The organism is Acinetobacter sp. UNC436CL71CviS28 (genome assembly GCF_000620525.1).
In the GTDB taxonomy this organism is placed as follows: Bacteria; Pseudomonadota; Gammaproteobacteria; order Pseudomonadales; family Moraxellaceae; genus Acinetobacter; species Acinetobacter radioresistens.
In genome coordinates, this window is record NZ_JIBB01000054.1 from 1 (window position 1) to 12,277 (window position 12,277).

At 41.7% G+C, this 12,277-nt stretch carries 9 protein-coding genes and 2 pseudogenes; 5 read left to right on the forward strand and 6 right to left on the reverse strand.

Features of this window, described 5'->3' with window-relative positions; translation table 11 throughout:
• A partial coding sequence (locus N518_RS16925) for an IS30 family transposase (protein WP_034594144.1) occupies positions 1 to 326 on the forward strand: 326 nt, incomplete at its 5' end.
• On the opposite strand, the pseudogene N518_RS0114210 reads toward N518_RS16925, so the two are convergent.
• The 4 genes and pseudogenes from N518_RS0114210 to N518_RS0114225 form a co-directional block, all read right to left on the reverse strand.
• A pseudogene (locus N518_RS0114210) lies at positions 323 to 661 on the reverse strand (FAD-dependent oxidoreductase); the annotation flags it as partial. The gene N518_RS16925 and the pseudogene N518_RS0114210 overlap by 4 nt on opposite strands.
• 9 nt (positions 662 to 670) lie before the next feature.
• Positions 671 to 2,221: a 2-oxo acid dehydrogenase subunit E2 gene (locus tag N518_RS0114215; RefSeq protein WP_005025627.1), complete on the reverse strand. Its 1,551-nt coding sequence runs from the start codon at positions 2,219 to 2,221 to the stop codon at positions 671 to 673.
• 1 nt (position 2,222) lies between these two features.
• Entirely contained in the window at positions 2,223 to 3,242 is a 1,020-nt protein-coding gene (locus N518_RS0114220) for an alpha-ketoacid dehydrogenase subunit beta (protein ID WP_005025624.1), read from the reverse strand.
• A gap of 16 nt (positions 3,243 to 3,258) precedes the next feature.
• Positions 3,259 to 4,221 (reverse strand): thiamine pyrophosphate-dependent dehydrogenase E1 component subunit alpha, encoded by a 963-nt coding sequence (locus N518_RS0114225; RefSeq protein WP_005025622.1) that lies wholly within the window; start codon positions 4,219 to 4,221, stop codon positions 3,259 to 3,261.
• Between the two features lie 338 nt (positions 4,222 to 4,559).
• Here N518_RS0114225 and lipA point away from each other — a divergent pair, with 338 nt between their 5' ends.
• Together lipA and N518_RS0114240 are read left to right on the forward strand one after the other, a co-directional pair.
• Entirely contained in the window at positions 4,560 to 5,543 is a 984-nt protein-coding gene (lipA, locus tag N518_RS0114230) for a lipoyl synthase (RefSeq protein WP_005025619.1), read from the forward strand.
• 256 nt (positions 5,544 to 5,799) lie between these two features.
• Positions 5,800 to 6,927, forward strand: coding sequence for a hypothetical protein (locus N518_RS0114240; protein WP_005025616.1), 1,128 nt, complete (start codon positions 5,800 to 5,802; stop codon positions 6,925 to 6,927).
• A gap of 52 nt (positions 6,928 to 6,979) precedes the next feature.
• Here the strand turns inward: N518_RS0114240 and N518_RS0114245 are convergent, their stop codons facing one another.
• The gene (locus N518_RS0114245; protein WP_005025615.1) at positions 6,980 to 7,924 is read right to left on the reverse strand and encodes a LysR family transcriptional regulator; all 945 of its coding nucleotides are present in this window, start codon (positions 7,922 to 7,924) and stop codon (positions 6,980 to 6,982) included.
• 253 nt (positions 7,925 to 8,177) lie between these two features.
• Between N518_RS0114245 and N518_RS0114250 the strand changes: the two genes are divergently transcribed.
• On the forward strand, positions 8,178 to 9,458 hold the full coding sequence (locus tag N518_RS0114250) for a D-amino acid dehydrogenase (RefSeq protein WP_005025613.1): 1,281 nt from the start codon (positions 8,178 to 8,180) through the stop codon (positions 9,456 to 9,458).
• Between the two features lie 70 nt (positions 9,459 to 9,528).
• Here N518_RS0114250 and N518_RS0114255 read toward each other — a convergent pair whose 3' ends face one another.
• Positions 9,529 to 11,694, reverse strand: coding sequence for a malate synthase G (locus N518_RS0114255; protein ID WP_005025611.1), 2,166 nt, complete (start codon positions 11,692 to 11,694; stop codon positions 9,529 to 9,531).
• A gap of 329 nt (positions 11,695 to 12,023) precedes the next feature.
• On the opposite strand from N518_RS0114255, the pseudogene N518_RS16930 reads away from it, so the two are divergent.
• Positions 12,024 to 12,277: pseudogene (locus N518_RS16930) on the forward strand (IS4 family transposase); the annotation flags it as partial.

Below are 12,277 nucleotides of genomic sequence, written 5' to 3' on the forward strand. Positions count from 1 at the left end.
AACTGCGTAAAACGTTGACCTATGACCGTGGACGCGAGATGGCAGAACATAAAATACTTGAAGAAGATTTAGGCATAGATGTATATTTCTGTGACCCACATTCACCCTGGCAAAAAGGCACATGCGAAAATATGAATGGTTTAATTAGGCAATATTTACCTAAAGGGATTGATTTAAATCAGGCAGATCAGCATTATTTAAATCAAGTTGCCATGTCACTGAATACTCGTCCTAGAAAAGCGTTAGATTGGCTTACACCATTAGAGAAATTTGCTCAGCTTGTTGATTATCATAAGACTTTTCAAACTGTCGCACCTCATGTTTGAATTCGCCCCTCTACACCATTTTTCTTGAGAAGGTGCTCGATTCCCTGTACCAGTTGCTGCGAGACTTGGCGGCTATGTTTAACCAGTTGACTCAGATCAAAATCAATTTGTGGAAGAGTGAAACCAAAGTTTCCAGCATGCTTAAGCTGATAGGCCAAGTCAGCTCCACTCAATAAAGCCTTGGTCGGGATACAGCCCCAGTTCAGGCAGATCCCCCCCAGATGTTTTTCTTCGATAATTGCTGTATTAAGGCCAAGCTGAGCTGCACGTATTGCAGCCACATATCCACCCGGACCTGCACCCACAACAATTAAATCATACTGATTTCCTGTCATGTCCAGCTCCTATACCAGTATTAATGCTGGATTCTCGACAAACTTTTTAAAGCTGGCCAAGAATTTCGCCCCAACTGCTCCATCAATCACCCGGTGGTCACAGGATAAAGTTGCTGTCACCATCTGCCGAATAACAATCTGATCATGCTCTACCACTGCTCGAGCCTCTGAAGCACCCAAAGCCAAAATAGCACCTTGAGGCGGATTGATAATGGCGTCAAAGTGTTTGATACCCAGCATTCCCAGGTTAGAAATACTGAAACTTCCCCCCTGAAATTCATCCGGAGTTAACTTTCCAGTTTTTGCCCGCGTGGCCAAGTCCCGCATATTTCCAGAAATCTCAGCAAGCGATTTCTGATTTGCAGCTTTGATAATTGGAGTAATAAGGCCATTAGGAATAGCCACAGCCACAGAAATATCGGCCTGATCAAACTGTAAAATTGATTGTGACTCTTCATCAAACTGTACATTTACTTCAGGTACTTTAATCAACGCCGCAGCTGCTGCCTTGATGAGCATATCATTGATAGACAGTTTGACCTGAGGCACGGACTCATTAATCTGTGCACGTAATGTCTGTATCGCCTCAACATTCAAGTCAACAGTTAAACGAAAATGTGGCGCATTACGTTTTGCTGCCTGTAAACGTGAAGCAATGGCTTTACGCATGGCATTCATTGGAATACTGGTTACTTTTGCCTGTTCGGGCTGAGTTGCATTCAATGAAGTTTCTGTATGAGCAGACTTGTGTTCACGGTTATACACTGCTTCAACATCTTCTTTGCAGACCCGGCCTCTTGTTCCCGAGGCGCGACAGTCATGCAGATTAATGCCCCATTGCTTGGCCAGACGCCGAGCTACAGGTGTAGCAGCAACCTGACTGTCATCAGCGTTAGATTTTGCAGCTTTTGTACTGGCCTGATGCTTAACATCTGGCCATTGTCCACCTGCGCCCTGCACTGCTGCCTGAAGATCAGCGATACTAATACGCCCTTCGCGTCCCGAACCTGTAACCTTGGTTAAATCCAAATTATATTTTTCTGCCAGTTTCTGGGCATGTGGTGTAATAAACAGGTCATCTGGTGGCTGATAGCCTTGTAAAGACGCAGGAATAATATAGTCACCGGCACTATGAGAAGTTTTCCGGGTAGCAGATGATGTTTCAGCTTTCACAGTTGATGAACTCAGCTGCTCTACTGGTGCAGTCTGTTCGGTTTTGTCTTCAGCCGGAGTACTGTCCGGTGCAGAGCTTGCCGAAGCTGCTGTCCCTTGATCAAGTGACTGTACAAATGCCTGTATATCATCATCTGTGACATCATCATTGGCACAAACTGCAATCAACCCACCGACTGGCAGGGTTTCACCATCTTTTGCCAGTATTTTTCTCAATGTTCCGTCAAAAGGTGCCTCCAGGACGTTTACAATTTTTGTGGTTTCAATTTCACAAATTTCTTGTCCTTTACTGAACTGGCTTCCTTCTTGAATTAACCATTGGGCAATAGTTCCTTCTTCCATAGATAATCCCCATTTTGGGATTTCTAGTGTTTTAATTTCGCTCATCCTAAGCCTCCAAAGTTTTTCGTACAGCCTGTTCAATACGCTCTACACTCGGAATCCATTCTTTTTCCAATACAGGTGAGAACGGTACAGGTGTATGAGGAGGAGTCACCAGTTCAATTGGGGCTTTCAGATAATGAAATCCTTTCTGGGCAATCAGGGCAGCAATATCATGACCAAAACCACAACGTGCCGCAGACTCATCAACAATTACTACACGGCCAGTCGAGGCTACAGATTCAAGGATACCTTCTTCATCTAGAGGCGAAATAGTTCTTGGATCTACCACTTCTACCGAAATTCCCTCTTTTGCCAGTTTATCTGCAACCTCATTGGCACGGTGTACCATTAAACTTAAAGCAATAATGGTGACATCTGTTCCTTCACGGGTGTAATTGGCTACGCCAAAAGGAATGGTATAGGCATCATCCGGAACCTCGCCTTTAATGTCATACAGCAGTTTGTGTTCACAAAATACTACCGGGTCATCATCACGAATTGCCTGAATCAACAGACCTTTTACATCATAAGGACTAGAAGGTACGACCACCTTCAAACCGGGTACTGCAGCAAAGACATTATATGGTGACTGTGAATGCTGGGCTGCGGCTGAGAAACCGGCGCCGATCATGCCACGTACTACCATAGGTGCTTTGGCTTTACCTCCAAACATATAGCGGAACTTCGCAGCCTGGTTATAAAGCATGTCATGGCATACCCCATAGAAATCCATAAACATCAGGTCAGCTACAGGCCGTAAACCGGTTGCTGCTGCACCTGCAGCCATACCGATAATCGCAGATTCTGTAATTGGGGTATCGATCACACGTTCAGAGCCGAACTCAGACCATAAACCCTTGGTCACACCCAGTACGCCACCAAAGCCTTCAAGGGCATTATCTTCAGTATTTTTACCACCATGACCACCACGTACGTCTTCACCGACTACAAATACAGTCGGGTCACGGCGCATTTCTAATTCAATCGCTTCTTTAATCGCGTTACGGTAACTTTTATTTGGCATTTGCTTTACTATTCCTTTAGTAAGAGACATAAACATCGGTCAGAAGCTGGGAAACTTCTGGGTATTTGGCAGCACGGGCTTTTGCTACAGCGTCGTCTACATTAGCTTTAGACTCAGCATCAATTGCATCGAGCTTTGCCAGATCAATCTGGTCTTTAACTTTTTTACGGAAAATTTTTAATGGATCGCGATGTTCTTTTACATAATCCACTTCATCTTTAGAACGGATTAACCCAGGGTCACCTTCGAAATGACCATAGAAGCGGTTGGTAATTGTTTCAATTACACTTGGTCCACCACCATTTCTGGCTCGCTCAATTGCCTGCTGGGCAGCTTCATAGACTGCAAAGAAATCTGTACCGTCAACCTTGACTGCAGGTAAACCAAAACCTGCTGCCCGACCAGCAATATCTTTACTTCCTACTGCATAGTCATGACCGGTACCTTCACCAAAGCCATTGTTTTCAAATACAAATATGACTGGAAGTTGCAATACTACAGCCATATTCATCGCTTCAAAAGTGAGACCCTGATTTGACCCCCCATCACCCGTAAATGACAGACCTATACCACCGGTTTTCAAAGTTTTAGCAGTCAAAGCTGCTCCAATTGCTAAAGGAGGTCCACCTCCTACAATACCGTTTGCACCCAGCATGCCCTTGTCGAGGTCTGCAATATGCATTGAACCACCTTTACCACGACACAGGCCGGCATCTTTACCGAAAATCTCAAGCATCATGGCATGGATATCACATCCTTTAGCAATACAGTGCCCATGGCCCCGGTGGGTGGAGGTAATGTAATCCTTATCGGTTAGATTTTCACAAATACCGACTGCAACTGCTTCCTCACCACTATAAAGGTGAATAAATCCAGGAATATCACCCATGGTATTTTCTTCGTGAAGCCGGTCCTCAAACTCACGAATATCGCGCATACTCTTATATGCAGCCAGTAATTTTTCTTCCGTTAATTGCATATCCTTTTCCTTTTTATCTTGATCAAAATCAAGGGAACAGTGAATAACTCACACCTCCAATTAAATATATTTATTCTAAAATTAATATTAGACTAAAATTATTTATTAAAATAAAACTTACCTATTATTTTCAAAAACAATAATTTATTTATTAAAAAATAAATGTAATTTTTTATTATTTTAAACAACGACTTAAAAACAAACCTTTAACCAACCTCATATATTTTATAATCCTAATTTTATTTAAAAGTTAGATTTTTATTTTAAAAATATTTTTTTTAAATATTAATCTCTTTTTATTTATTTTAAGACTTATTATTAAATCAGGATATATTTAAATGGATTTACAACAGAATTTTAAGCATGAAAAAAAACTTCGGGGTGCGGATAAACTGGCACGTATACCTGTTAAGGTTATTGCAACAGACGTTATTCCGACAAAACCCGAATGGATACGGGCAAAAATCAGTCAACCTGAAGAGATTGGCCGTATTAAAGGGCTGTTGCGTCAGCAGAAACTACATACGGTATGTGAAGAAGCGGCGTGTCCAAACCTGCCAGAATGTTTTGGTAGCGGTACTGCAACTTTTATGATAATGGGTGATATCTGTACCAGACGGTGTCCTTTTTGCGATGTAGCTCACGGCCGCCCGAACAGCCTAGATCCGGCTGAGCCTCGGCATCTTGCCGAAACCGTCGCAAACCTGAATTTAAGTTATGTGGTAATTACTTCTGTAGACCGGGATGACCTGAAAGATGGAGGCGCCCAACATTTTGTAGATTGTATTCAGGAGATACGTAAATGCTGTCCGAATACCCGGATCGAAATATTGGTTCCGGACTTTAGAGGGCGGCTTGATCTTGCCTTGTCTATCCTTAGCCAGTCTCCACCAGATGTATTTAACCATAATATAGAGACAGTGTTCCGCTTGTACCGGGCCTTGCGGCCTGGATCAGATTATCAGCATTCTCTTAATCTATTAAAAAAATTTAAAAATTTATGTCCTGAGATTCCTACCAAATGTGGCTTGATGGTAGGTATTGGAGAGATTGAGGCAGAGGTTATTGCGCTTTTAAATGATTTAAAAGATCATTATGTGGATTTGGTCACCATCGGACAGTACCTACAGCCTTCTAAAGCTCATGCTCCTATCCATCGTTTTGTGAGCTTAAAAGAATTTGAGCATTATCAGCGTCATGGCGAGTTTTTAGGATTTAAAAATATTTGGAGTGCGCCTATGGTACGTTCCAGTTATTTTGCCGATCAGCAATATTTAGGGAAACCTGTACCGCAACCTTTCAGCAGAAAGCAGTTACCCTAAATACAAACAGACAGGTTGATCTTATGCAGGAATATTCTGTAACTATTTTAAACAGATCAGTCTGAATCGGCCATTTCTTTTAAAAACAGTCTGACTATATTGGTACATATACCAGACTGATGTTTAAAGATGTGTATGCTGACGTCAGCCTTTTGTCGGATAGCAGATTAGAGCATCAAGGTTTAAGGTAGGGGAAAATAACAACAGTAACCAGCTCAGGTAGCTGCATTTTTGCCTCATCATGAAGGACCATGATATGCATATGATTAAAAAATTACCCGTGTTAAATCCTGTTTCTCATTATTCATCAGCTTTTTTAAAGAATGCTGTAGCACATCATGTGCCTCCCGTTTCAGTAGATGCGGCCCCAGTACTGAATCTGGATCATGGTTGGCGTGAAACACTCTTCGGTCGCTCATTAGATCAGTGTCATTCTGAACTCTTGAGAATTGCAGAAGATGCCAGCATGGCAATCGGAATTACAGACCAGCATGGCACTCTGCTCTGGACCTGGAGCAGTCACTCTATGCGCTCTTCTGCAGAACAGGTGCATTTTTTTGAAGGTGGCCAGTGGTCTACCCAGTCCGTAGGCACCAATGCTATTGGCCTTGCGTTAAATACCCATGCTGCCAGTTGTGTGTACTCACATGAAAACCAGATGAATAGCGTGCGTGACTGGGTATGCTACGCAGCGCCCATCATCGACCCACAAAGCGGCCAGTTCCATGGCATTATTAACCTTTCAACCAAGTATGAGAAGCATAATTCTTTAGGCGTACTCGCCGTAGAGCGCTGTGCAGATCTGGTACAACGCGCCATCCGGCTTGAACAGCAAAATGTGCTTTATCTTAAAGTGCTGGGTGGGTCAAAAGTTCAGTTTAATCATCATATTTTACAGCTGACGCACCGGCAAATTGAAATACTGTGTATTCTGGCATTGTGTCCAGATGGGATCAGTTTGGACGAATTACACTATGCCCTTTATGGAGACAGGCAGGTTAGCCAGAAAACTCTAAAAGCAGAATTATCCCAGATGCGCAGTCTGTTACTCGACTGTATCCAATCACGCCCTTACAAACTGAACTGTGAGGTTCAGGCAGATTTTCTTATGGCTGAACAGGCATTGAATCTGGGCTTTACTGTTACAGTATTGGCCTTGTACAAGGGCAATTTCCTGAGTAAGACAGAAAGTCCTTTCCTGTGTGCCTGGCGTGACTGCTTTGATGCGCGCTTAAGTCATATGATTCATAACTTGCAAGACATTGACCAGTTATTTCGCCTGATTAGTCGCGTTCCTGAACGTACTGATGCAATTGAGCGTCTGCTTGAACTTTTACCAGAAGACAGTCCTCATGCAGTCAAATTAAAACAACTTCTAGAATAGTCCATGAAATAGCAAATCCTGTTTGCTATTTAAGCTGACATATGGATTCCATCTAGTTCGTTATCGTTAACCCGGAATTATTCTGCTCATTAATATTATTTTTCAGCTTTTCGAGAAAAGATTCCAGAATCATATTATGTCGCCTGCCCTTTCTGGTAATCATGCAGATCGGTGTACTATAATGCATGCGCTGCTCGAGCACAGGTTTCATCTGACCGCTTTCTACCCATTTTCTTGCATAATGATCAGGTAAAAATCCCATAAAATTTCCGGTTAAAATTAAAAAAGCAATTCCCTCCCGGTCACTTGCAGTTGCAGAACAATGCAGCAGCTGGTAGAGCTGTAATGCTTGTGAATTAATACTGTAGTTAGGCATTACCGCATTCCACTGACTTAAATCTTGTTCTTTTAATCGTTCGGTAGAAAAAAATAAGGGATGCCGATCTCCACAATAAAGATAGGAACTTTCTTCATAAAGATTTAAATAGTCCAGCCCCGATAATGGAGTAACCATCGGGACTGCCCCTACATGTAAGCGGCCATCCATCACCTTGCATTCAATATCTGCTAGTGTACTCATACTGATGTTAATCTGCACATCAGGGCTTTCACTGGTAAGTTGCTCAAGCGTATTAGTGATATAAGGCTTTGGCAAATTAATTAAATTGTTAATAATTCCAATATTAAACTCGCCTTTTAACTTTTTATGAATCTGGTTAACCTTAAGCTTAAACTCCTCAATAGAAGCGATTAGCGTTTCACTATAGTTCAAGATTTCCTTACCTTCATCGGTAAGAGAAAATCCGGCACGGCCACGCTGGCATAACCTGAGCCCCAGACGATTTTCCAAATCACTCATATGCAGACTAATGGCTGAGCGGCTAATTCCAAGAACACTCTCTGCTGAAGTAAAGCTCCCACATTCGCATACTGTCTTGAAAATTCTCAATAACTTGATATCAAAATCAGTAATCTGGTTCAGATTTTTAATTTTCATTTACGTAAGTAATTTTATATCTAAAGATAAGTTTATTTGAATTTATCAGAACTAAACCCCAGATGTAAACTGAGAGCATAACTGGAAAAAGGGATTTTTTTAGTGACCCTTTCACATTTTAAATGTTTACCCTGAAACTCAGTTATACCGTTACTACCCACGGACTGCTTGCTTTAAAAATCAGTCATATATACCGCGTTTGGTAGAGCTCCATGTACAGGCCAGATTCAGGCTGCAATGAGTAGAGAAGATCATGAAAGTCGTCGTTTTAGGAAGTGGTGTAATTGGTGTCACAACTGCATGGTATCTAGCCCAAGCAGGGCATGAAGTGACCGTAATTGACCGACAGCCTGGAGCAGCGCTGGAGACCAGTGCTGCAAATGCCGGACAGGTCTCTCCTGGCTATGCTACACCTTGGGCAGCGCCAGGGGTGCCACTTAAAGCCATTAAATGGATGTTTCAAAAACATGCTCCTCTGTCTATTCGTCCAGATGGAACCAGTTTCCAGATTGCCTGGATGTGGCAAATGCTAAAGAACTGCAATATTCAGCATTATCAGGAAAATAAGAGCCGTATGGTTCGTATTGCTGAATATAGTCGTGACTGTCTGAAAGAATTACGGAAGACTACAGGTATTGCTTATGAAAGTCGTCAGCAAGGAACCTTACAGCTTTTCCGTAGTGAACAGCAATATGCCAATGCTGCCAAAGATATTGAAGTATTAAAAGAAGCTGGTGTGCCATTTGAGTTGCTCGAAGCGAAAGATTTAATGAAAGTTGAACCTGCTTTAAAATATTCCAGTCATAAACTGACAGGCGGGTTACGCTTGCCAAATGATGAAACTGGTGACTGCCAGTTATTTACACAGCATCTTGCAGAAATGGCAAAAGCTGCTGGCGTAATTTTTAAATTTGGTGTTTCTATTGAAAAACTGGTGGTTGAAGCAGATAAAGTCACAGCAGTCCAAACCAGTGAAGGTCTGGTTAAAGCAGACCAATATGTAATTGCAATGGGATCTTTCTCTACTCCACTATTACGTGGGTTAATTCATATTCCAGTCTATCCATTAAAAGGCTACTCACTGACCATTCCAATTCAAGATGCTACGCGTGCACCAGTTTCTACAGTACTGGACGAGACCTACAAAGTCGCTGTAACACGCTTTGATGATCGTATTCGTGTAGGGGGTATGGCAGAAATTGTAGGCTTTAATTATAAATTGCTTCCAGAACGCAGAAAAACTCTGGAAATGGTGGTGAATGATCTTTATCCGTCTGCCGGACGTTTAAAAGAAGCAACTTTCTGGACAGGGCTTCGTCCCATGACACCAGATGGTACGCCTATTGTAGGTAAAACTGCCCTGAGTAACCTGTTCTTAAATACTGGGCATGGTACATTAGGCTGGACCATGGCATGTGGTTCAGGTAAATTGCTTTCAGACCTCATGAGCCATAAACGACCAGCGATTTATGCAGATGACTTATCGGTTGCTCGCTATGCTGAGCGTCCAGGTTTTCAGGTCGCTACTGCCTGAATATAAGAAAAATATTTATTTAAAAACTAAATAAAAAAGCCTCCGAAGAGGCTTTTTTTAATGGCTCAGATTAGTCACCTGTATAGCCTTTAAGTTTTAAGCGCGCAGCGTGTAGTAAAGGTTCAGTATAACCAGATGGTTGCTCACCGCCTTTAAAGATCAGGTCAGATGCAGCTTTAAAAGCAATACTATTTTCGAAGTCAGCAGACATTGCAGTATAAAGCGGATCATTGGCATTTTGTTCGTCTACAATTTTAGCCATGCGCTTTAATACTTCTTCAACCTGTTCACGACTCACAATACCATGACGTAACCAGTTCGCAACGTGCTGTGAAGAAATACGTAATGTTGCGCGGTCTTCCATCAGGCCTACATCATTAATATCTGGAACCTTTGAACAGCCTACACCCAAGTCAACCCAGCGCACAACATAACCCAGAATACCCTGACAGTTATTTTCAAGTTCGTTCTTTTTCTCTTCTTCAGTCCAGTCTGTATTTGCTGCTAGCGGAGGAGTCAACAGATCATCCAGAGCTAAAGGCTCAGTCTGTAATAGTTCTTGCTGACGCTCGGATACATTGCACTGATGATAATGAATTGCATGAATTACTGCTCCTGTTGGAGAAGGAACCCATGCACAGCTTGCACCTGCTTCCGGATGCTCGATCTTAGTACGATACATGTCAAGCAACATATCTGGTTTTGGCCACATACCTTTACCGATCTGTGCCTTACCGCGTAATCCTGCTTTCAGGCCGATCATTACATTACGGTTTTCATAAGCAGGGAACCATTTTTGTCCTTTGATTTCGCCTTTACGAACAAATGGACCTGCTTCCATAAAGGTATGAATCTCATCACCTGTACGGTCCATAAAACCAGTATTAATAAAGATGGTACGGTCTTTGGCCTGAGCAATACAGTTCTTCAGGTTTACAGAAGTACGGCGTTCTTCATCCATAATCCCGATTTTAAGAGTTTTTGCCGGCAGCCCCAAAGCCTGCTCAGCACGTTCAAAAAGTTCTACCGCAAATGCGACCTCTTCCGGACCATGCATTTTTGGTTTTACGATATACATTGAACCCTGACGTGAGTTCTTGATTTCATTTTCGCCACGAATATCAGCAATACTTAGTAATGGCGTTACCAGTGCATCCATGATGCCTTCATAGATTTCTGCACCATCTACCAAAATAGCAGGGTTCGTCATCAGGTGGCCAACATTACGCAGTAACATCAATGATCGGCCATGAATTTTACCCGTATTCCCTTCAAGGTCTGTATAAGTACGGTCTTTGTTCATAGCACGGGTAACAGTTTTGTCACCTTTTTGGAAAGATTCCTGAAGTGTACCCTTCATAAGCCCAAGCCAGTTACGGTAGCCTTCTACTTTTTCCTCTGCATCTACTGCAGCAATCGAGTCTTCCAGATCCTGAATTGTCGTTACAGCTGCTTCAAGTACTAAGTCTTTTACACCAGCTGCATCAGTCTGGCCAATCGGACTAGTCGCATCAATCTGGATAATGACATGCAATCCATTATTTTTTAGAATAATTTCATTCGGATTACTTTTCTCGCCATTATAACCTACAAACTGAACCGGTTCAGCCAAGGTAGTTTTAGTATCATCTTTTAAAGTAATAACCAGCTGATTATCTTCAACTTCATAGCGTGTAGCATCTTGATGCGAGCCTGCCTCAAGCGGGAAAGTATCATTCAGAAAGCTTTTAGCAAATTCGATAACTTTGGCGCCACGGGCCGGATTATACCCCTTACCCTTTTCTGCGCCATTCTCTTCAGAAATCACATCAAAGCCATAAAGTGCATCATATAAAGAACCCCAGCGGGCATTTGCAGCATTAAGGCAGTAACGGGCATTTCGTACAGGTACAACCAACTGTGGGCCTGCCAATACTGCAATTTCTTCATCCACATTTTCAGTGGTAATCTGGAAATCTTCTACTTCTGGTAATAAGTAGCCAATCTCTTTCAGGAAAGCTTTGTAAGCTTCAAGTTCAAATTCGTTATTGCGATGCCATTCGTCAATTTTAGCCTGAATTTCATCACGCTTTGCAAGAAGCGCTTTATTTTTCGGACTAAGATCAACAACGACTTGCTCAAAATTTTTCCAGTATGTTTCACTGTCCAGACCGGAACCCGGTAAAGCTTCATTTTCGATGAAATCATAGAGTTCTTTAGCAATCGCTAACTTGCCTTTTTGAATACGTGCAGTCATTGTCTTTCCTGATATTGCTACTTTTTATCACAAGAGATTCTAGTATACTGATTTATATTTAGCTGAATACCACTATCACGTTCCTAAATAGTAAGCATTTTCTGTTTAAAAAATATTGACATCAATAGTTTTTATATATGCCAGTTTAAAATACGTTTATATTCAGCCGCTTTAAATTTACTTATAGTGGATAAAGAGAGAGGTTTCGAAAATTAGACTTAAGTACCAGCTTTTCTACCTATCTTTTATAACTTTTACCTCTGTACACGACAAAAATAGATAACTCATTGAAATAATGTCATAATAATTGTTTTCTAACGACGAATACTATGACACATCTCAATGAGTTATATCTTATCTTAAACAAATATCTAAAATGGAACAAGTCACATTTAAAGTGCTTTGCGCTCATCATGCTTGTGATTATTTTAAAGCAAACATGTAATCTTTCTTCTGCATCTAAAGCCTTGCCCATCAAGTGCTTACCACAATCATTTTATCGACGTATGCAGCGCTTCTTTGCAGGTCAGTATTTTGATTATCGTCAAATTTCTCAGTTGATTTTCAATATGTTTTCATTCGA